The organism is Actinoplanes sp. TBRC 11911, from assembly GCF_012933445.1.
Lineage (GTDB): Bacteria > Actinomycetota > Actinomycetes > Mycobacteriales > Micromonosporaceae > Actinoplanes.
Window position 1 is genome coordinate 15363 of sequence record NZ_JABBNC010000051.1, and the last position, 20505, is coordinate 35867.

The window sequence follows — 20505 nt, forward strand, 5'->3', positions numbered from 1 at the left end:
GAGGGGGCTCAAGCGCGACACGGGCCGCAGCGCCGACGACGCCGCGACCCGGAAACAAGGCCACGGATCAGAGCTGCGGCGCCACCTCAGCCGCCACCAACTCGATCTGGTCGAGATCGCTCATGTCGTTCGTCTGCAGGAACAGCCGCTCGGTGCCCGCCGCCGCGTACTGGCCGATCGTGTCGACCGCCTCCGCGACCGTCCCGACGATGCCGCCGCCCGCGCGCATCTCGTCCACGTCACGCCCGAGCACCTCGGCCCGGCGGCGCACCTCGGCGTCATCGCGGCCGACGCACATGACCGCCGGCGCCGAGAACACCGGCAGCGCGGTCCGCCCGATCGCCGCGCTCGCCTCCCGAACCCGCTGGTACAACCCCGCGACCTTGGAGATCGGCACGAACGACGTGTTGTACTCATCGGCGAACCGCGCCGCCAACTCGGGCGTGCGCCGCGGGCCGGCCCCGCCCACGATCACCGGCGGGCGCGGGCTCTGCACCGGCTTCGGCAGCCCGGGCGAGTTCGTCACCTGGTAGTGCTTGCCGGCGAAGTCGAACCGCTGCCCCACCGGCGTCTCCCATAACCCGGTGATGATCTCGAGCTGCTCCTCGAGGTGATCGAAGCGCTCCGAGACGGGCGCGAACGGAATCCCGTACGCGGAATGCTCCTCGGCGAACCAGCCGGCGCCTAAACCGAACTCGACGCGACCGTTGCTCATCGCGTCCACCTGGGCGACCGCGATGGCCAGCGGGCCGGGCATCCGGAACGTGGCCGAGCTGACCAGCGTGCCGAGGCGTAAGCGGGAAGTCTCCAGCGCCAGACCGCCCAGGGTGACCCAGGAATCGGTCGGGCCGGGAAGTCCGTCGCCGCGCATGGCGAGCAAATGGTCAGCACGGAAGTAACCATCGAAACCGGCAGCTTCGGCGGTCTGGGCGACCCGGCGCTGGTCGTCGTAGCTAGCCCCGTTCTGGGGCTCTGTGAAGATCACGAGACGCATGCATCAACCCTGCCAGACCAGGCCCGGCGCGCCCGACCAGGCCCGGCGCACACGAACCGTGCGGAGACAGTAACGTTTCTCACCATGCCCGGGTATGGATGGATCAGCCTCACCACCGACTATGGAACGTTCGACGGTTTTGTCGCGGCCTGTCACGGCTCGATCGCGCGGATCGCGCCGGACGTCCGCGTCATCGACGTGACACACCACGTGCCGCCGGCCGACGTCGCGCGCGGAGCGTTCGTGCTTGCCCAGACCGCGCCGCATCTGCCGCCCTCGGTGCACGTCGCCGTGGTCGATCCGGGTGTCGGCACCGCCCGCCGCGGCATCGCGATCGCCACCCCGAACGGTGTGCTGGTCGGCCCGGACAACGGCGTGCTGATCTGGACGGCCGAGGCCCTCGGCGGCATCGAGGCGGTCCACGAACTGGCCAACAAGGACTGGTTCCTCGGCGACGTGTCGCGCACCTTCCACGGCCGCGACCTCTTCTCCCCCGCCGCGGCACGCATCGCGCTCGGCACCCCGCTGCACGACGCCGGCCCCGCGCTCGACGCGGACACCCTGGTGCGCCTGCCCGACCCGGTCGTCACGGTCGGCGACGGCTGGCTGGAGTCCGAGGTCGCCACCATCGACCGCTTCGGCAACGTGCAACTCGCGGCGGTCGGCGGCCTGCTCGCCGGCCTGGGCCCCGACCTGGTCGTCAACGGCAACGTCCGAGCCCGCCGCGGCGCCACGTTCGCCGACGTCGACCCCGGCGACCTGCTCGTCTTCGAGGACTCCGCCGGCCAGGCCGCCATCGCCGTCAACAACGGCCGCGCGGTCGTCGTCCTGAGCGTCCGCCCGGGCGACACCATCCGCATTTCCGAACGCTGAAAAGCTTTCCCCGGTACGGCGCGCGACGAGTCCCCTAGGTTTTACGGCCGGCCAGGCGGCAACTCAAGGCCATACCGACCTTCCGGCCCTTGCCCCGCCAGGCTTCAACCCCGGCTCTCGCGCGCCGCGTCCTCTTCGACCGACAGCTCGGTCGGCGGAAGGTCGGCCTCAACCGACTCCTCGACCTCTTCGGCAGTCCGCGCGGCGTGCTCGTGCTCGCGGATCCGCTCCACCCAGCCCGAAACGCCCTTGCCGTGTTCCTGGTTCTCCACGCGGGGATCATATCCGCGGCGGCGTATATCCGGCCCGCGCTGTTGTGCGGGCAACAGATCATCCACCCGGCGCGGGGTCAGCCGCGGCGGATGCGATCGCGGGCCTTGGCGTACACCCGCTCGCCGGCCAGGCGCCACAGCACCCGGGCCGCCGCCGGCAGCTCGGCCAGGAAGCGCAGCTTCTCGTCCGGTGACGCCTCCTCGAGGATCGCGCCCACGAAGACCAGTGCCAGCTTGCCGTTCGGGATGGACTGACGGCCGCGCTCACCGACCGCGTGCCACTCGGCGGGCGTGAGGTGCTTCTCGATCAACGGGCAGACGTCGCGCTCCTCGTCGGTGAGGTGCTCGTCGAGAGCAACCGACGCCTGGGCGATCAGATCCGCCAGCAGGTCGCGGTCGGCGGCCGACGCGGTGGCCCGCCAGCGGGGCAGCACCTCCTCGATGCCGGCCAGCGGTTCGTGCAGGCGGGCGTGCTGGGCCTCCATCCGGTTGATCAGTTCGGCGTGCAGCGTGGCCCGCGACAGCATCAGCGGCCAGACCATCTCGTCCTCGGCGAGGTGGTGGTGCTCGAGGGCGCCGGCCACGTGACCGAGGTGCTCGCCCAGGACCTCGGCGCGCGCGAGGTCGCCGGGGCGGGCCGCGCGGACGAGGCCGGGCAGGATCCGGAACTCGCGGCGGAACACCCGGTGCACCATGATCATGTCCCAGGTGTCGGTGCGTGTGGCAGTACTCGTCGTCATGCCGCCAGATTGGCCCGGCCGACTTGCACCCGACCTGCAACCGACATGCACCGGTCCGCAAACCGCTCGTATGCTTCGGCCGTGTTGGTCGGGCACGTGCTCGGGGGGACCGAGGTCGAGGCGGACGGGGTTCCGGTCGATCTCGGCGGTCCGCTGCCCCGGCGGCTGGTCGCGGCGCTGCTCGCGGCCGAGGGCCGGGCGGTCTCCGAGGACGCGCTCGCCGCCGCGATCTGGGGCGCCGAGGTGCCGGCCAATCCGACCGCGTCGCTGCAGGCGTACGTGTCGCGGCTGCGCCGGATCCTCGGACGCGACGCGCTGGTGCGGGCCGGGGACGGCTATCGGATCGCGGTGGACGACACGGACGTGGCGCGGTTCGCGGCCGATGTCGCGCGCGGGCGGGAGCTGCTCGACGACGAACGGCCCGGCGAGGCGGTGCGCGCCTTCGACACGGCGCTCTCCCGGTGGCGCGGTGAGGCGTTCGCGGATCTGCCCGAGTCGTATGCGCGTCCGCACCTGGCGGAACTGCGCGACGTGGCCGCGGAGGAACGTCTGGCAGCCCGGCTGGCGACCGGCGATGCCCCCGGAGTCGTCGGCGATCTGGACGCGGCGGTGCGTGCCGAGCCGTACCGGGAACGCCGTTGGGAGCTTTTGATCCTCGCCCTGTATCGCAGTGGCCGGCAGGCCGACGCGCTCGCCGCGCTGCGCCGGGTCCGCGCGCGGCTGGCGGACGACCTCGGCATCGATCCCGGCCCGGCGCTGCAGGAGCTGGAGGGCCGCCTGCTGGCCCAGGACCCGCGCCTGCTGTTGCCGTCCCGGCCCACCCATGCCGTACGCCCGTTGTCGCACTTCTTCGGCAGAAAAGATGAAATATCGGAAGTGGACCGCCTGGTGGCCGCGCACCGCCTGGTCACGCTCGTCGGCCCGGGCGGAGCCGGCAAGACACGCTTGGCGGTCGAGTTCGCGTCCGCACGCGACCGGCAAAGCACGGAGCCGTGGTTCGTCCGCCTCGCCGACGTCGCTGACCCCGCTGAAGTCCCGGCCGCCGTCGCCGCCGCCGTCGGAGTTCGCGGCACCACCGTCGACTCGATCGCCGTCGCCCTCGGCCGCCAGCCCGGCCTCCTGCTGCTCGACAACTGCGAACACGTCGTCACCGCGGCCGCCGACCTCGCCCTGGCCCTCCTGTCCCGATGCCCGGGTCTCACCATCCTGGCCACCAGCCGCGAACCCCTAGGGGTCGACGGCGAGCGCCTCCTCCCCGTCGCTCCCCTGCCGCCCACCGACGCCGTCGCCCTGCTGACCGACCGGATCCAGGCCGTACGCCCCGGCTGGCGCCCCACCACCGCCGAATCCGACCAGCTGACCCGGCTCGCCGACGCCCTCGACGGCATCCCCCTCGCCCTGGAACTGGCCGCCGCCCGCGCCCGCGTCCTGGGCCTCGGCGAGCTGCTCGACATGCTGCACGACCGCTTCCCCGCGCTGGGCCCGGTCCCGCGCGGCGCCCTCGCTCCGCACCAGACCCTGGAAGCCGCGGTCGCCTGGAGTGTCGACCTGCTCTCCGCGAGCGACCGCGCGCTGCTCCTGCGGTTGTGGTCGTTCGAGGGCGGGTTCCCGCTGGCCGCGCTGGACAACGACCTGGACGGACTCTCCGCGCTCGTGGCCCGCTCGGTGGTCGTCGCCGACACGAGCGTCACGCCGGCCCGGTACCGGCTGCTGGAGATCGTCCGGGCGTACTGCCGCAAGCACGACCCGGACCCGGCGGCGAGCCGCGAAGCGCACGCCGCGTGGGTGCGCCGGCTGGTCGAGCAGCAGGCCCCGCTGTTGCGCGCGGAGCACTCGGCGCACGCGATCCGGGTGCTCAACCGGGAACGACCGAACCTGCGCGCCGCCATCACGCACGACCTGACGACGGCGCCGCGCACGGCGTTGCGTACGGCCGGTCTGCTGGAATGGTTCTGGTTCCGCGGCGGCCTGGTCGGTGAGGGTCTGCCGCTGCTGCACGACGCGCTGGCCAAGGCCCCGGGCGCGCCGCGGGAGGACCGGGCGCGGGCGTTGATCTGCGCGGCGACGCTGTCGTACCTGGCCGGCGACCAGGGCGCCGCGCTGCGGGACCTCGAGGCGGGGCTCGACCTGATCGACGAGCCGGCCGGCCACGAGGAGCACATCCTGAAGGCCCAAGCCTGCTACTACGCCGCGCTGTTCTGGTGGACCAACAACGAGTTCGAGCGGGCGGCCGGCTGGGCCCGGCAGTCGATGGACCTAGCCCGCGACCTTGGTGAGGGCTGGATCGTACCGGCCGCCACCATGTCGCTGGGCCCGGCCCTGGTCGGCGCCGGCCGGGTCGCCGAGGGCCGCACGGTGCTGACCCGGGCCGCCGAGCAGGCGGCGAGCATCCAGCAGAACTGGATCACCGCGATGAGCGAGCTGATGTTGGCCCGCGCCCTGCTGACCGACGACCCGCGGCCGGGCGAGGCGCTGAGCGTGCTGCGGCGGGCGCTGGACCGCTTCGCCGAGGAGGACGACATCGGCAACGTGCTGGCCGGTCTGCACACCGGCGCCTACGCGCTGGTGCTCGACGGCCGTGTCACCGACGGCGCCACGCTGCTCGCCGCGGTTCGTCGCTTCTGCCGGCGCCGCGGCCTCGATCCGGACGTAGCCGACCCGGTGCGCGCCAAAGCCCTTTCATCCGCTTTGTCCCACATCGACCTGACGGCTGCCGAGCGGGACGCGGCCGAGCTCGACGAGTCAGCGCTCACGGGGCTGCTGGGGCAGGATTGACGGTATGCCCGAGGGGGACACCGTCTGGAACACGGCCCGCACGCTCGAACGCGCGCTCGCCGGTGAGGTGCTGACCGGGTCCGACTTCCGGGTGCCGCGCCTGGCCACCACCGACCTGACCGGCTGGACCGTGGCCGAGTCGGCGAGCCGCGGCAAGCACCTGCTGCTGCGCCTCACGAAGGACGACGCCAAGCCGCTGACGCTGCACTCGCACCTGCGGATGGACGGCGCGTGGCGGACGTTCCAGGCCGGCGAACGCTGGGCGGGCCGCCCCGCACACCTGATCCGCGTCGTCCTGCGGACCGCGAAAAGCGTCGCCGTCGGCTACCACCTGCACGACGTCACCCTTATCCCGACAAATGATGAAAAATCGTTCCTTAGTTACCTCGGCCCGGACCTGCTCGGCGACGACTGGGACCCGGCCGAGGCGACCCGCCGGATCGCGGAGCACCCGGACGAAACCATCGCGGCCGCCCTGCTCGACCAGCGCAACCTGGCCGGCGTGGGCAACCTCTACAAGTCGGAGACGCTCTTCCTGCGCGGACTGTGGCCGTGGACCCCGGTCGCCCAGGTGCACGACCTGACAAAGGTCGTCGAGCTCGCGCAGAAGCTGGTCGCGTCGAACCGGGGCCGCTGGACGCAGACCACCACCGGCTCACTGCGCCGGGGCGAGACGAACTATGTCTACGGCCGGCGGGCGCAACCGTGCCGCCGCTGCGGCACCGCGATCAGCAAGGCCGAGCAGGACGAACGCGTCACGTACTGGTGCCCGCGCTGCCAGTCGAAAACTTGAACGGCGGGCGCTTCAGCTCGGACAGGCCCTCGGCCAGCCCGCGCAGACGATCGGTCGCGTCGACCAGGCCGGCGAACGCCGGATGCTTGAGGTCGGCGACCGGGTGGCCATCCTCGGCGACATAGCTCGCGGCCGCCGCCACCAGCCGCTCGTACGCCTCGACACCCTCGGTGAACTGGGCGACCAGCCCGGCATGCGACTCGGCGAGCCCGACGTTTTGGGCTGGCGCAGTCAGCGGCAGCGCGCGCTCCACGCTCGCCACCCGCTGGCCGAGATCACGCAGCCAGCTCTCCGCCGCGGCGGCCTCCAGCAGCGCTTCCTCACCCGGACCGGTCAGCCGGCCGGCCAGCGCGACCAGCGTGGCCGACGCCCGGTCGAGACGGTCCCACGCCTGCGTGATCGCCGAGCCGCGCAGTTGATACCGGCTCTTCTGCCGGCGCACCTCGTTCATGACCGTGCGCCCGGCCGGGAACCGCTCGATCGCCGCCGCCAGCCGCTGCCCGGCCAGCGCCGGGTCGGGCGGTGCCGGGGCGGGCGTGGCGGCCAGCGCCCGGTGATCGCTCCAGCGCCACCAGGCCAGCGCCATCGACGCCCCGGCGGCGCCGGCCCAGATCGCGTCGACGGCGCCGATGCCCGCGTACGGCGTGAGGACGGCGGTGGCCGCGGCTAAGCCGCCACCGAGCACACTCCAGCGCCGCGCCGAACCGCGCAGCCGCTTGAGCCGGCGGAAATACCGCGTTCGCTCGTCCACCGTCGTCCTCCCCGTCGCGTCGTACTAGCCGGCCGCGGTGGTGTCGCCCCGCTTCTGGTTCATGCTGGCCCGGATCTCGTCGAGGCGGGCGACGCTGGCCGGGTCGGCGGCCGGCGCGGCGGCCTCGCCCTGCTCCACGGCGGGCTGCGTCGCGGCGCCGCCGAGCTTCTCGCCGGCCATGCTGGCCCGGATCTGCTCGAGACGGGAGGCGCCGGCCATGTCGAGGCTCGACTTCTGCACCTCGAGCATCCGGCCCTCGACGGAGTTGGACGCGAGCTCGGCCCGGCCCATCGCGTTCGCGTACCGCTGCTCGATCTTGTCGCGCACCTCGTCCAGCGACGGTGTGTTGCCGGGCGCGGCGAGCGACGACATCGACTCCAGCGACCGGGCCACGGTCTCCTGCATCTTGGCCTGCTCGAGCTGGCTGAGCAGGCGAGAGCGCTCGGCGATGCGCTGCTGCAGCACCATCGCGTTGTTCTCCACCGCCTTGCGCGCCTGCCCGGCCGCCGAGAGCGCCTGGTCGTGCAGCGTCTTGAGGTCTTCCATCGACTGCTCGCCGGCGACCAGCTGGGTGGCCAGCGTCTGCGCTGTCGACTCGTACTTCTGTGCCTCAGCCTCGTCCCCGCCGCCGCGGGCGCGGTCGGCCAGGGTGATCGCCTGGCGGGCCATGCCCTGCAGCTTCTCGACCTCGGACATCTGGCGGGACAGCTTCATCTCCAGCTGGCGCTGGTTGCCGATGACCGCCGCCGCCTGCTGGACGAGCGCCTGGTGCTGCCGCTGGGCATCCTCGATGGCCTGCTGAATCTGGACCTTGGGGTCGGCGTACTCGTCGATCTTCGCGCCGAAGAGCGCCATCATGTAACGCCAGCCCTTGACGAACGGGTTCGCCATATCGCGGTATCCCCTCAGAGTCGCTCAGTCTTCGGCGCCACCGACGTTGATCGCAAAGCTGCCCGCGATGGCGCGAACACCATCGTGTCAGCTCGACGCCACCAGCGTCACGTGACTTCGGGGGGATCTCAGGGTGTCCCCCAGGCTTCGAGGCTACGCGCAGTACCGGCTCAGGGTCGATCCCGGATGCGGCGAGCGAAAGCAATCAGGAACAGACAAGCCGGGCCATCCGTGTGGATGGCCCGGCAAGGTCGGTGATGCTGCGAATCAGGCGGCGTACACGACGTCGCGCTGCTGCGGACGCTTGGCGTGCAAGGTCGCCTTGAGCGGCGACTCCTGGCGCACCGAGACGGCGACGTCGCCGTCGCGGGCCAGCTTGCGGACGGCGGGCTCCGGGTTGTCGCCGACCGGTACCAGCACGCCTTCCATGTCTTCGGCGAGCGACATCGTGTCACCGACGTCGCGGAGAATCTCGGACAAGCGTGCGCCCAAGGCCTCACAAATGGCCGCTAGCAGCTCGCTGGACGCTTCCTTTTGACCGCGCTCGATCTCGGACAGATACCCCAGGCTGACATTCGCGGCGGTGGACACCTCGCGCAGCGTGCGGTGCTGCCCCTGCCGGCGCGCCCGAAGTGCGTCGCCGATAACCCGGCGTAGCAGGACCATGGCACCTCCTCCTGCGGCGGGGCCGCCGGCACACGCCGGAGGCTTCCCGCAACCGTACCCGTTGCCGGCGAGGCCGACATCCCGCCCCGCCGAATTCCGGGACCCACGCGGGACGGGCCGTTTTTCCAACAATCTTGCCTGGTATGGCATTCCCCAGGTCAGGGCGTTGCGGAGGCCTCGGCGAGACGGTTCGACAGCAGCCGTAGAACGCTCGTCACACTTTCGGAGCGGATCTCGGCCCGGCTGCCGCCGAGCTTCAGCTCGCGCACGACGGCCCCGGTCGGGCCGGCGACGGACACGTAGACCAGGCCGACCGGTTTGCCGTCCTGCGGGTCCGGTCCGGCCACCCCGGTGGTGGCGACGGCCCAGTCGGCGCCGCAGCGTTCCCGGGCGCCGGCGGCGAGCGCCAGCGCCACCTCGGGATCGACCGGGCCGCGCTCGTCGAGCAGATCTCGGGAGACGCCCGCCAGCCGGTTCTTGAGGTCGGTGGCGTACACGACCAGGCCGCCGCGGTAGACCGCGCTGACCCCGGGGATCTCGACGATCGTGGCGGCGATCAGACCGCCGGTGAGCGACTCGGCGGTGGCGAGCGTCTCGCCGCGCTCGACGAGCCGGTGCACCGCCGCCTCGGCCGCGGCGTGAATGTCCACCGGGTCAATCCCCTCGCGCGTTGCGGCGCAGGCGCAGCGCCTGGATCACATAGTCGACACCGGTCGCCACGGTCACGATCAGCGCGGCGCCCATCAGCCAGGCGCCCACCACGTCGAACGGGGACGGGACGGGCCACAGATACCACGCGATGGCGGCGATCTGGAGCATCGTCTTCAGTTTGCCGCCCCGCGACGCCGGGATGATCCCGTACCGGATCACCCAGAAACGCAGTGCGGTGACGCCCCACTCGCGTACCAGGATGAGAATCGTGACCCACCACGGCAGCCGGTCGTAGGCGGAGAGCAGTACCAACGCCGTACCGGTCAGCGCCTTGTCCGCGATCGGGTCGGCGACCTTGCCGAACGAGGTGACCAGCGACCAGCGCCGGGCGATCCACCCGTCCACGAAGTCGGTGGCCGAAGCCACGCAGAAGACCACGCACGTGACGATCCGGGCGCCGGTGCCGGTTAAGTCCGTGGCGACGACCAGGACCAGGAAGACCGGAACGAGAATGATCCGGACGACGGTCAAAATGTTCGCCGGGTTGTACAGCGACACCACCCTGGGTGCCGAGACCGGAACCGGCTTGTCGGTCACTGCCCGCGCACCGGCGCCGCGGAGATCATCTCGACCGGGACGGCGACCAGATCGACGCCCTCGGTCGCGGTCACCCGGGCGCGCACCAGATCGCCCGGCCGTAGCGCGGCCAGATCGACGCCGACGTCGCCGGCCACCAGCATGGTGGAGCCGTCCACCTCGGGTGCCTGATGCTCGGCGCGGCCCTCGACCTCGCCGTCGGCCACCGAATCCACCAGCACCTCGACGGTGGAGCCGAGACGCTCCTCGGCACGCTGCGAGCCCAGCTCGTCGGCGAGCGAGACCAGCCGGTCGTAGCGCCGCTTGATGGTGTCCTCGCCGACCTTGCCGTCCATGCCGGCCGCCTCGGTGCCGTCCTCGTCGCTGTAGTCGAAGACGCCGATCGCGTCGAGCCGGGCCTCGTTCAGGAAGCGCACCAGCTCTTCGTAGTCCTCGCGGGTCTCGCCCGGGAAACCGACGATGAAGTTGCTCCGAGCCCCGGCGGCCGGCGCCAGGTTACGGGCCGAGTCGAGCAGCTCCAGGAACCGCTCGGTGGAGCCGAAACGCCGCATCCGGCGCAGCACCGGCTCGCTGGAGTGCTGGAACGACAGGTCGTAGTAGGCGGCGACACCGGGCGTGGTGGCGATCGTCTCGACCAGGCCGGGACGCGTCTCCGCGGGCTGCAGGTAGCTGGCCCGGACCCGGACGATGCCGTCGACGGCGGCGAGCTGCGGCAACAGCTTCTCCAGCAGGCGCGGATCACCCAGATCTTTCCCGTACGAGGTGCTGTTCTCACTCACCAGCACCAGCTCGCGCACCCCCGACTTGGCCAGCCACTCAGCCTCGGCCAGCAGCTCCTGCGGGTCGCGGGAGACGAACGCCCCGCGGAACGCCGGGATCGCGCAGAACGAGCAGCGGCGGTCGCACCCGCTGGCCAGCTTCAGGCTGGCGACCGGGCCGGAGTCGAGCCGGTGGCGCAGGATCTGGCGCAGGTGCGCCGGGGTGTGCTCGTCGACCGTCGCGTGGCCGGGCACCACCACCTTCGCGGCCTGGCGCTGCACCGGGGTGATCGGCAGCAGCTCGCGGCGGTCGCGCGGGGTGTGCGCGTCGAAGCGCTCCCCGGCGAGCACGCCGTCCAGCCGGCCGGCGATGTCCGTGTAGTCGTCGAAGCCGAGCACCGCGGCCGCCTCGGGCAGGCTGTCCGCGAGCTCCTTGCCGTACCGCTCGGCCATGCAGCCGGCCGCGACCACCTTGGCGCCGGTGTCGGCGGCGGCGAGCAGCGTCTCGATCGAGTCCTGCTTGGCCTTTTCCACGAAGCCACACGTGTTGACCAGGACCACGTCGGCGCCCTTGGCGTCGGTGCTGACCTGCCAGCCGCCCGCGTCGAGCCGTGCTGCCAACTCCTCGGAGTCGACCTCGTTACGGGCACAGCCGAGGGTGAGTAGAGCGACACGACGAGAAGAAGGAGTTACCGACACCCGCCAAGGTTACCGGGCGCCGGGGACCGGCTGTTCCCCCACACGGTTGGTTGAACCGTGACACCGCCCTCGCCCGTACCCAGGGGCACCATGACGAACGATCGCAAACCCGCCCGCCACGTGGAGATCCTGCTCGTCGCGGCGCTGATCGCGCTCGCCGTCGCGGCGCGCTGGGCCGGCTGGCGGGAGCAGACCGGCGACATGAACATCTTCATGCACTGGTATCACACGCTGAGCGGGGCGGGCCGGCTCCGGGGTCTCGGCACCGAGATCGGCAACTACAACGCGCCGTTCATGTACCTGATGTCCGTCGTCGGTTTCCTGCCCGGGCCGCTGATTCTGAAGATCAAGGCGGTCTTCGTCGTCGCCGACGTCGTCCTCGCGTTCTTCACCTATCGGATCGCCGCGTTGCACCGGCCGTCCGGCCGGGTCCCGATCGCCGCGGCGCTGGTCGTGGTGCTGCTGCCGACGGTCGTGCTGAACGCCTCGTTCCTCGGGCAGATCGACGCGATGTGGGCGGCCCCGGCGCTCGGCGGCGTCTATTACCTGCTGCGCGGGAAACCCTGGTGGGGGGTCGCGCTCTGCGGTGTCTCGCTGGCGATCAAGCCACAGGGCATCTTCATCTTCCCGCTGCTGCTGCTGCTCGCGCTGGCCGGCCGGATTCCCTGGCGTACGCTGCTGGCGGCCCCCGTGGCGTACGTGCTGCTCGATGTTCCGGCCTTGATCCTGGGGCGCGATCCGATCGAGCTGTTCACCGTCTACGGGCTGGGCCGGCAGGGCCGCATCGTGGAACGGCTGACGTACGACGCGCCGTCGGTCTGGGCCTTCATTCCCGCCGTGCGCCGGCTGGACGCGCTGCGCACGGTCGGCACGATCCTGGCGGTCGCGGTGATCATCGGGGTGATCTACGTGCTGATCGTCCGGATGCTGGAGCTCACCCGGGAACGCATCGTCACCGTCGCCGCCCTGTTCGCGATCCTGGTGCCGTTCCTGCTGCCCGGCATGCACGAGCGCTACTTCTTCCTGGCCGACGTGATGACCGTGGTGCTGGCGGTCTACCGGCCGCGGCTCTGGTTCGTGCCGGTGCTGGTGCAGGCGTCGTCGCTGCTGTCCTACCTGCCGTACCTGTTCGGCACCACGTCGCAGCGGATGCCGCCGGCGATCCTGGCCGCGATGATGCTCGCCGCGCTGATGACCGTGGGGTACGTGCTGTTCCGGGACGCGTTCAGTCCACTCGCAGCGACGCCAGCGTCTCGTCCAGCTCGTCCGGTTTCACCAGAACGTCCCGTGCCTTGGAACCCTCCGAGGGCCCGACGATCCCCCGCGTCTCCATCAGGTCCATCAGACGACCCGCCTTGGCGAAACCGACCCGAAGTTTCCGCTGCAGCATCGACGTCGAGCCGAACTGAGAGCTGACCACCAGCTCGATCGCCTGGATCAGGACGTCCAGGTCGTCGCCGATCTCCTCGTCGATCTGCTTCTTCTTGTCCGGCGGCGGCGTCGTCACGTCCTCGCGGAACTCCGGCTCACGCTGGTCGCGGCAGAACTTGACGACGTCGGCGATCTCTTTCTCGTCGACCCACGCGCCCTGGATCCGGGTCGGCTTCGACGCGCCCATCGGCAGGAACAGCCCGTCGCCGCGGCCCAGCAGCTTTTCCGCGCCCGGCTGGTCCAGGATGACCCGGCTGTCGGCCAGCGAGGACGTGGCGAACGCCAGCCGGGACGGCACGTTCGCCTTGATCAGGCCGGTGACCACGTCGACCGACGGGCGCTGGGTGGCCAGCACCAGGTGGATGCCGGCGGCCCGGGCCAGCTGGGTGATCCGGACGACCGAGTCCTCCACGTCGCGCGGCGCGACCATCATCAGGTCGGCCAGCTCGTCGACGATCACCAGCAGGTACGGGTACGGCTTCAGCTCGCGCTCGCTGCCCGGCGGCGTGGTGATCTCGCCGTTGCGGACCTTGCGGTTGAAGTCGTCGATGTGCCGGACCCCGTTGGCCGCCAGGTCGTCGTAGCGCATGTCCATCTCGCGCACGACCCACTCGAGCGCGTCCGCGGCCTTCTTCGGGTTCGTCACGATCGGCGTGACGAGATGCGGGATTCCCTCGTACGCCGTGAGCTCCACCCGCTTCGGGTCGACGAGCAGCAGACGCACCTCGTCCGGGGTGGATCGTGTGAGAATCGACACCAGCAGCGAGTTGAGGCAGGAGCTCTTGCCCGCACCGGTGGCACCCGCGATCAGGATGTGCGGCATCTTCGCGAGGTTGGCCGTCACGAAGCCGCCCTCGATGTCCTTGCCCAGCGCGACCAGCATCGGATGGTGATCGCCGGTGGCCGCGCGCGAGCGCAGCACGTCGCCGAGCGACACGTTCTCCGGATCCGTGTTCGGGATCTCCACGCCGACCGCGCTCTTGCCCGGGATCGGGCTCAGGATGCGCACGTCGGGCGACTTCACCGAGTACGCGATGTTGCGGGACAGCTGGGTGATCCGCTCGACCTTGACGCCCGGCCCGACCTCGACCTCGTAGCGGGTGACCGTCGGGCCGCGGGTGAAGCCGGTGACCACCGCGTCGACGTTGAACTGCTCGAAGACGCCGGTGAGCGCGTTCATGATCTCGTCGTTGGCGCGGCTGCGCGCCTTCGCCGGGGAGCCCTTGCCCAGCAGCGTGGGTGGCGGCAGCCGGTAGTCGCCGGCCACCGCGCTGATCTCGAGCTGCTCGGCCCGGGTGGGCGGCTCGGGCGAATGCTCCGGCGGTTCGGGCGGCTTGCGGCGGCTGCCCGGCACCTTCGGCACCACGACGGTGTCGTGCAGGATCAGGTCGTCCTCGTCGACGGCCGGCGCTTGTTCGCCGTCCGCGTCCGGGCCGAAGCCGATGTCGGCGAGCGAGCCCTGGCGGCGCCGCGACGGCCGGCGGCGCTTCGCCGGCGCCTCTTCGCCCTCGACCGCCGCCTCCGGTGCCGGCTGCGGGGGTGTCTTCGTCGAACGGCCCAGCATGACGTCGACCAGCAGCAGCACCCGCTCGGGGATCTTGGCGATCGGGGTGGCGGTGATCACCAGGAAGCCGAACACGAACAGCAGCACCAGCAACGGCACCGCGACCCAGGCCGTGACCGCTCGTTCGAGCAGCTCGCCGACCCCGTAGCCGAGCAGGCCACCGGCCTTGGTCAGCGCGAGGTTGTCGGTCGGGCGGCGGCTGACGTGCAGCAGCGACGCCGTGGCGACGACCAGCGCGGTCCAGCCCACCAGGCTGCGGCCGCGATGCTCCGGATCGGCCGGCTTACGCATCAGCCGGATCGCGCTGTAGAGCAGCAGCAACGGCAGGAACACCGCGAGCCCGCCGAAGAACAGGCGCACCGAGTCGGCCAGCCAGGTGCCGACCGGGCCCGCGCTGCCCGCCCAGACGGCGACCGCGATCAGGATGGACAGACCGAGAAGCAGCAGGCCGGCGCCGTCGCGGCGATGCTCGGGATCGATGTCGCGGGCGGTGGCCGCCTGCCGGCCGACGCCGCGGGCGGCCCAGCCGACGCTGTGCGCCAGCCCCATCCAGAGGGCGCCGACGCCGCGGCCGACGCCGGACGCGAGGGCCGCGCCGACGCTGGGCCGGCTGCGGGCCGCGGACCGGCGGGCGGCCGGACGGGCCGATGACTTGCGCGGAGCGGGGCGACGGGCCGGTTGGCGGGCACGGTTGTTCGCGGCGCCGCGCGAAGTGGACGCGCTTCGGCCCCGGCTCGCCGGAGAGGTGCGGCCCGCCATGGTCACCACCGTAGCCCGCGGACGCTCAGGGAACTGGTAGGCGCACCGTGACATGGTTTCACTTTGGGCTGCCTAGTATCGATCAGTGCAGTCGTTGACCAACGAGATGATCACGTCCGCGCTCGACGAGCGCGGCTTCAATTACTTCGTGGATGCCGATGGCGACGTCGCCGGCAATTTCCAAGGGAACCTGATCTATTTCTTCCGGATCGGTGATCAGAAGGAAATGATCCAGATCCGGGCGATGGTCCAGCACGTGTTCGGCATGGAGGACGTGCTCCGGCTGTATGAGTTCTGTAACTCGTGGAACCACGACCGCCTCTGGCCCAAGGCGTACGTGCACATCGGCGACGACGGCACGGTGTCCGTGATCGGCGAGGTGGTGGCCGACTGGGAGAAGGGCGTCACGCCCGAGCAGCTCGATCAGGTGGTGATCTGCGGGATCGCGACGGGCTGCCAGCTGGCCGACGCCGTCGGCGCCCTGCGGGAAGACTCGATCTGAGAGGTAATCCAGCGCCGGGTCCGGGCAGGTCGGACCCGGCGCTGGATCGCTTGCTACGGGGTGGTGAACCCCATGGTGTAATCGCCGGAGCCGGAGGAGGCGACGACGACGTAGCGGTAGGTGCCGGAGCGGCCGGTGAAGGTCAGCTCGTCGCCTTTGGATCGGGCCACGGTGCGGAACCCGTTGCGGGTGAGCCGCTGCAGGACGAGGTCGAAGTCGGCGCCGTCCGGGCCGCGCAGGCAGGCGGTCTGGGTGCCGGCGCCGGCCCGGAACGCGCCGCCGTTCGGCTGGACCTGGCCGACGCCCGAGCGCGGCAGCGAGCCGTCGCGCTGCACGGCCTGGTCCGCGCACGCGGCCGTCGACTCGGCCGGCGGCGGCGCCGACGCGCTGTCAGCCTCGGTCGTCACCAGCGTCAGGTCGTTCGCCGCGAGGATCTCGTTGACCGGCTGGAAGAATGTCTCGCCGCCGGCGGTGCAGTCGCCCGAGCCGCCGGAGGTCACGCCCTGGGCCTGGTCACCGGCGAGCCACGGGCCGCCGGAGTCGCCGCCCTCGGCGCAGACGTCGGTACGGGTGAGCCCGGTCACCGCGCCCTCCGGGTAGACGACGGTCTGGTTCTTGGCCAGGATCGTCCCGCAGTGCGTGCCGGTGGTGGAACCGGACCGGCAGACCGCCGCGCCGACCGGGGCCTCGGTGCTGCCGGCCACCGGGAGCTCGTCGCCCGCGAAGTCGTTGACCACCGGCCGCGGCGTCCAGTCGCCGTTGACCTCGACGACGCCCATGTCCGCGTCGCCGGGGAAGACGGACGCGCGTACGGTGCCCTGCGCCTGTTGGTTGAATCCGGCGGTCTGGTCACCGGCCGCACCACAGTGGCCGGCCGTCACGAAGCCACCCTCCACCGAGAAGCCGATCGAGCAGCGGGCGGTGCCGCCGTCCACCGCGATGAAGTACGGGTCGGCGCCGCGCACGTCGAACAGCGGCTTCGGCGTGGCCGAGCTGGTCACCACGTGCAGCGCGTCGCCGGGCAGACCCGACTTGCGGGCCCACTTCGCGGCCGCGGCGGTCTTGCCGGGCTTCGCGACCACGACGAGCTTGTTGCTGGGTACGTCCACATACCACCCGGTGAGGCCGGTCGCCGACGTCGCCGCGTCCAGTTTCTCCTTGGCCGTGTCGAGCGTCTGCTCGCTGCGCTTGACCAGGACGGCCTCGGCGCCGGCCTTCTGCACCGCGCTGGCGGCGTCCGCGCCGGTCACCGCGATCTTCAAGGTGTGCCCGTCGGACGCCAGCCAGGCGCCACCGAAGTCGCCGCCGGTCTGCGCGCGCATTTGGGCCGAGACGCCGCTCGCCCACCGCGACCGCTGCAGCCGGGCCTGCGCCTGGCCGGCGGACAGGCCCATGTCCCGCTGCATGGCACGGATCTCCGGGGACTCGTCACCCCCGGACCGGCTCGGGGCCGGCGTGGTCCCGGCCATCGAGGGCAGCGTGAACGCCACCGCCGCTCCGACCGCCGTCACGACCACCGCGGCCACGGCGATCCGTCTGCGCTGCATCGAGAAACTCCCCTCGCCACGGGCGCCGTGGGGGCGGCGCCGTGCCCAGAGGTACGGAGGGGAGTCTCGGAAGGTTCAGCTCAGACTTCGACGACGGTCGGTACGATCATCGGCCGGCGTCGATACGCGTCGTTCACCCAGCGGCCGACCGTCCGGCGTACGACCTGTTGTAGCTGGTGGGTGTCGGTGATGCCGTCTTCCGCGGACCGGTGCAGCGCCGCGGTCAGCAACGGGATCACCGGGCTGAACGCCTCCGGGTCCTCGGAGAAGCCCTTCGCCGAGACGCTGGGCTCGCCCACCACCTTGCCGGTGACCGAGTCGATCACCACGGTGGCCGCGATGAAGCCGCCGTCGCCGAGGATGCGCCGCTCGGTGAGCAGCGACTCGCTGACGTCGCCGACCGCGAGGCCGTCCACGTAGACGTACCTGTTCTCCACTCGCCCGACGTGCCGCGCGTGGCCCTCGACCAGGTCGACGACGTCGCCGTCCTCGCAGAGCACCACCCGGTCGGCGGCGACCCCGGACTCGATGCCGAGCTGGGCGTGCGCGCGCAGGTGCCGCCACTCGCCGTGCACCGGCATCAGGTTGCTGGGCCGCACGATGTTGAGCAGGAAGAGCAGCTCACCGGCCGGGGCGTGGCCGGAGACGTGCACCTTCGCCGTCTCTTTGTGCACGACCGTGGCGCCGGCCCGGGACAGCATGTTGATGACCCGGTAGACCGAGGTCTCGTTGCCCGGGACCAGCGAGCTGGCCAGCACGACGGTGTCGCCCGGCTCGATGGTGATGTGCCGGTGGTCACCGGTGGACATCCGGCCCAGCGCGCTCATCGGCTCGCCCTGTGACCCGGTCGACATGAAGACGATCTCGTCGGCCGGCCGGTTCGTGGCCTCGTCGACGCTGATCAGCAGCCCCTCGGGGATGTGCAGCAGCCCGAGGTCGCGGGCGATGCCCATGTTGCGCACCATGGACCGGCCGATCAGCGCGACCTTGCGGTCGTACTCCCAGGCCGCGTCCATCACCTGCTGGACCCGGTGCACGTGGGAGGCGAAGCTGGCCACGATGATGCGGCCGCGGGCCTTGCCGAAGATGGCGCTGAGCACCGGGCCGATGTCGCGCTCGGAGGAGACGAAGCCGGGCACCTCGGCGTTTGTCGAGTCGGCGAGCAGCAGGTCGACACCCTCGGCGCCGAGCCGCGCGAAGCCGGCCAGGTCGGTGATCCGGCCGTCCAGCGGCACCTGGTCCATCTTGAAGTCGCCGGTGTGCAGCAGCAGGCCGGCCGGGGTGCGCACGGCCACCGCCAGCGCGTCCGGGATGGAGTGGTTGACCGCGAAGAACTCGCAGTCGAACGGGCCCAGGCGTTCGCTGTGCCCTTCCTTCACGGTCAATGTGTACGGGTCGAGGCGGCGCTCGGCCAGCTTCGCCTCCACCAGGGCGAGCGTGAACTCGGACCCGACCAGCGGAATGTCCGCCTTGTGAGCGAGCAGGTACGGCACCGCGCCGATGTGGTCCTCGTGACCGTGCGTGAGGACGATGGCCTGGATGTCGTCGAGACGGTCCAGGATCGGCGTGAAGTCGGGCAGGATCAGATCCACGCCCGGCTGCTCGACGTCGGGGAAGAGCACCCCGCAGTCGATCACGAGCAGTTTGCCGTCGTACTCCAGAACGGTCATGTTGCGGCCGATGGCGCCGAGGCCACCTAGAGGGATGACGCGCAGGGCGCCTTCCGGCAGCGGCGGCGGCGGAGGGAGATCTGCGTGCGCTTGGCTCATTCGCGTCTTTCTTGTCTAACGTTCAGATGCTGATGCCGGCCGCGGCCGCGTCCTGGCGCAATTGATCCAGCTCCGCACCGCTCGCCTCGACGAGCGGCGGGCGCACCGGGCCCGCGGGCAAGCCCTGAGCGCTCAGACCAGCCTTCACCAGCATCGTCCCCGGCACCCGGAAAATCCCGGTGAACAGCGGCATCGCCCGGCGATGAGCGGCCAGCGCGGCGGCGTTGTCGCCGCGCTCGTACGCCTCGATCATCTCCTTGGCGATCCGGCCGGTGAAATGCGTCGACGTACCGACCACGCCGACCCCGCCGATCGCGAGCAGCGGCAGCGTGGTGGCGTCGTCGCCGGAGTAATAGGCGAGGTCGGTGCGGGCCAGCACCCAGGAGCTGGCGGTCAGGTCGCCCTTGGCGTCCTTGACCGCGACGACCCGCGGGTGCTCGGCGATGCGGACCATGGTCTCGGTGGCGATCGGTGTCCCGGTGCGGTGCGGAATGTCATAGACGACCACCGGCAGGCCGGAGGCCTCGGCCACCGAGAGGAAGTGCCGGGCGACACCCTCCTGCGGCGGCTTGTTGTAATACGGCGTCACGACCAGCAGGCCGTGCGCGCCCGCCTTCTCGGCGGACTGCGCCAGCTCGATCGTGTGGGCGGTGTTGTTGGTGCCCACCCCGGCGATGACCCGGGCGCGGTCGCCGACCGCGTCCACCACCGCGCGGAGCAGCCGTTCCTTCTCGGCGTCCGTGGTGGTGGGGGACTCGCCGGTGGTGCCGCTGATCACGAGCGCGTCGTTGAGCTGCTCGTCCACGAGGTAGGTGGCGAGTCTGGCCGCGCCCTCGACGTCGAGGGCGCCGTCCGGGGCGAACGGGGTGACCATCGCGGTCAGCAGCCGTCCGAAGGGTCGCGGGTCGTGCGTCATACCCCACAACCTATCGGACCGCCCGCTCAGACGTAGAGCGCGGTGAACGGGGCCCAGGGCAGGTTGCGCGCGACGCTCCAGACGCCCCAGACCGCGACGAAGGCGATCATCACGCGCGGACTGATCGACAGCTGCGGGAGCTTGGTGTGGAAGACCCGGTTGAGCGCCCAGGCCACGTACATGTACAGCAGGAACGGCACCGCGAACGTGAAGATCGCGTGGTGCCGGGCCGCCTCCGGGATGTTGCCGTGCAGCAGGAACCAGGCGGCGCGGGTGCCGCCGCAGCCGGGGCAGACGAAGCCGGTGGTGAGCTTGAGCAGGCAGGTGGGCGGATCGCCGGCGCCCGCGTCGGCCGGGTGGGTGGCCAGCGTGTAACCCACCGCGCCGCCCATGCAGGCCAGTAACGCGAGCGGGGCGGCCCACATCGGGGAGCGGGCCCAGACGCGTTCCGCAGTGCGGGTCAGGATGTCCGGCTTGGGCTGGTAATAGGCCAGCCACTCGGGCGGCACCGGCGGGCCCTGCACCGGCTGGTCGGCCAGCCACGGAAAGCCGCTCAT

18 protein-coding genes and 1 pseudogene are annotated in these 20505 nt (G+C 71.4%); 5 read left to right on the forward strand and 14 right to left on the reverse strand.

Features of this window, described 5'->3' with window-relative positions; genetic code table 11:
- Nucleotides 1-67: 67 nt before the first annotated feature.
- Entirely contained in the window at nucleotides 68-994 is a 927-nt protein-coding gene (locus HH310_RS40440; protein WP_169181066.1) for an LLM class F420-dependent oxidoreductase, read from the reverse strand.
- Between the two features lie 84 nt (nucleotides 995-1078).
- Here HH310_RS40440 and HH310_RS40445 point away from each other — a divergent pair, with 84 nt between their 5' ends.
- Entirely contained in the window at nucleotides 1079-1867 is a 789-nt protein-coding gene (locus HH310_RS40445; RefSeq protein ID WP_169181067.1) for an S-adenosyl-l-methionine hydroxide adenosyltransferase family protein, read from the forward strand.
- A gap of 104 nt (nucleotides 1868-1971) precedes the next feature.
- On the opposite strand, the gene HH310_RS40450 is transcribed toward HH310_RS40445, so the two are convergent.
- Together HH310_RS40450 and HH310_RS40455 are read right to left on the reverse strand one after the other, a co-directional pair.
- Nucleotides 1972-2139 (reverse strand): hypothetical protein, encoded by a 168-nt coding sequence (locus HH310_RS40450; RefSeq protein WP_169181068.1) that lies wholly within the window; start codon nucleotides 2137-2139, stop codon nucleotides 1972-1974.
- Between the two features lie 77 nt (nucleotides 2140-2216).
- Nucleotides 2217-2879, reverse strand: coding sequence for a hemerythrin domain-containing protein (locus HH310_RS40455; RefSeq protein ID WP_169181069.1), 663 nt, complete (start codon nucleotides 2877-2879; stop codon nucleotides 2217-2219).
- Nucleotides 2880-2960: 81 nt separating this feature from the next.
- Here HH310_RS40455 and HH310_RS40460 point away from each other — a divergent pair, with 81 nt between their 5' ends.
- Both HH310_RS40460 and HH310_RS40465 read left to right on the forward strand, forming a co-directional pair.
- On the forward strand, nucleotides 2961-5654 hold the full coding sequence (locus tag HH310_RS40460; RefSeq protein ID WP_169181070.1) for a BTAD domain-containing putative transcriptional regulator: 2694 nt from the start codon (nucleotides 2961-2963) through the stop codon (nucleotides 5652-5654).
- 4 nt (nucleotides 5655-5658) lie between these two features.
- Nucleotides 5659-6447 carry an Fpg/Nei family DNA glycosylase gene (locus tag HH310_RS40465; protein WP_169181071.1) on the forward strand — a complete coding sequence of 263 codons (789 nt, stop codon included), beginning with the start codon at nucleotides 5659-5661 and terminating at the stop codon, nucleotides 6445-6447.
- Here HH310_RS40465 and HH310_RS40470 read toward each other — a convergent pair.
- The 6 genes from HH310_RS40470 to rimO form a co-directional block, all read right to left on the reverse strand.
- Nucleotides 6410-7198, reverse strand: coding sequence for a phage shock envelope stress response protein PspM (locus HH310_RS40470; protein ID WP_169181072.1), 789 nt, complete (start codon nucleotides 7196-7198; stop codon nucleotides 6410-6412). The genes HH310_RS40465 and HH310_RS40470 overlap by 38 nt on opposite strands.
- 24 nt (nucleotides 7199-7222) lie before the next feature.
- Nucleotides 7223-8089: a PspA/IM30 family protein gene (locus HH310_RS40475; RefSeq protein WP_169181073.1), complete on the reverse strand. Its 867-nt coding sequence runs from the start codon at nucleotides 8087-8089 to the stop codon at nucleotides 7223-7225.
- A 267-nt stretch (nucleotides 8090-8356) separates the two neighbouring features.
- Nucleotides 8357-8755 carry a helix-turn-helix domain-containing protein gene (locus HH310_RS40480; protein WP_169181074.1) on the reverse strand — a complete coding sequence of 133 codons (399 nt, stop codon included), beginning with the start codon at nucleotides 8753-8755 and terminating at the stop codon, nucleotides 8357-8359.
- A 158-nt stretch (nucleotides 8756-8913) separates the two neighbouring features.
- Nucleotides 8914-9405 (reverse strand): CinA family protein, encoded by a 492-nt coding sequence (locus HH310_RS40485; protein ID WP_169181075.1) that lies wholly within the window; start codon nucleotides 9403-9405, stop codon nucleotides 8914-8916.
- Nucleotides 9406-9409: 4 nt separating this feature from the next.
- Entirely contained in the window at nucleotides 9410-10003 is a 594-nt protein-coding gene (gene pgsA / locus HH310_RS40490) for a CDP-diacylglycerol--glycerol-3-phosphate 3-phosphatidyltransferase (RefSeq protein ID WP_169181076.1), read from the reverse strand.
- Nucleotides 10000-11460 (reverse strand): 30S ribosomal protein S12 methylthiotransferase RimO, encoded by a 1461-nt coding sequence (gene rimO, locus HH310_RS40495; RefSeq protein ID WP_169181077.1) that lies wholly within the window; start codon nucleotides 11458-11460, stop codon nucleotides 10000-10002. Before rimO ends, pgsA begins: the two co-directional genes overlap by 4 nt.
- Nucleotides 11461-11673: 213 nt before the next feature.
- Here rimO and HH310_RS44560 point away from each other — a divergent pair.
- A pseudogene (locus tag HH310_RS44560) lies at nucleotides 11674-12432 on the forward strand (glycosyltransferase 87 family protein); the annotation flags it as partial.
- Between the two features lie 253 nt (nucleotides 12433-12685).
- Here HH310_RS44560 and HH310_RS40500 read toward each other — a convergent pair.
- Entirely contained in the window at nucleotides 12686-15214 is a 2529-nt protein-coding gene (locus HH310_RS40500; RefSeq protein WP_169181078.1) for a DNA translocase FtsK, read from the reverse strand.
- An 85-nt stretch (nucleotides 15215-15299) separates the two neighbouring features.
- Between HH310_RS40500 and HH310_RS40505 the strand changes: the two genes are divergently transcribed.
- Nucleotides 15300-15716 carry a YbjN domain-containing protein gene (locus tag HH310_RS40505; RefSeq protein ID WP_312034644.1) on the forward strand — a complete coding sequence of 139 codons (417 nt, stop codon included), beginning with the start codon at nucleotides 15300-15302 and terminating at the stop codon, nucleotides 15714-15716.
- Nucleotides 15717-15769: 53 nt separating this feature from the next.
- Here HH310_RS40505 and HH310_RS40510 read toward each other — a convergent pair whose 3' ends face one another.
- The 4 genes from HH310_RS40510 to HH310_RS40525 form a co-directional block, all read right to left on the reverse strand.
- Nucleotides 15770-17263, reverse strand: coding sequence for a S1 family peptidase (locus tag HH310_RS40510; RefSeq protein ID WP_169181079.1), 1494 nt, complete (start codon nucleotides 17261-17263; stop codon nucleotides 15770-15772).
- 80 nt (nucleotides 17264-17343) lie between these two features.
- Nucleotides 17344-19032 (reverse strand): ribonuclease J, encoded by a 1689-nt coding sequence (locus HH310_RS40515; RefSeq protein WP_169181080.1) that lies wholly within the window; start codon nucleotides 19030-19032, stop codon nucleotides 17344-17346.
- Nucleotides 19033-19054: 22 nt separating this feature from the next.
- Nucleotides 19055-19948 carry a 4-hydroxy-tetrahydrodipicolinate synthase gene (dapA, locus tag HH310_RS40520; protein ID WP_169181081.1) on the reverse strand — a complete coding sequence of 298 codons (894 nt, stop codon included), beginning with the start codon at nucleotides 19946-19948 and terminating at the stop codon, nucleotides 19055-19057.
- Between the two features lie 26 nt (nucleotides 19949-19974).
- Nucleotides 19975-20505, reverse strand: coding sequence for a DUF2752 domain-containing protein (locus HH310_RS40525; RefSeq protein WP_169181082.1), 531 nt, complete (start codon nucleotides 20503-20505; stop codon nucleotides 19975-19977).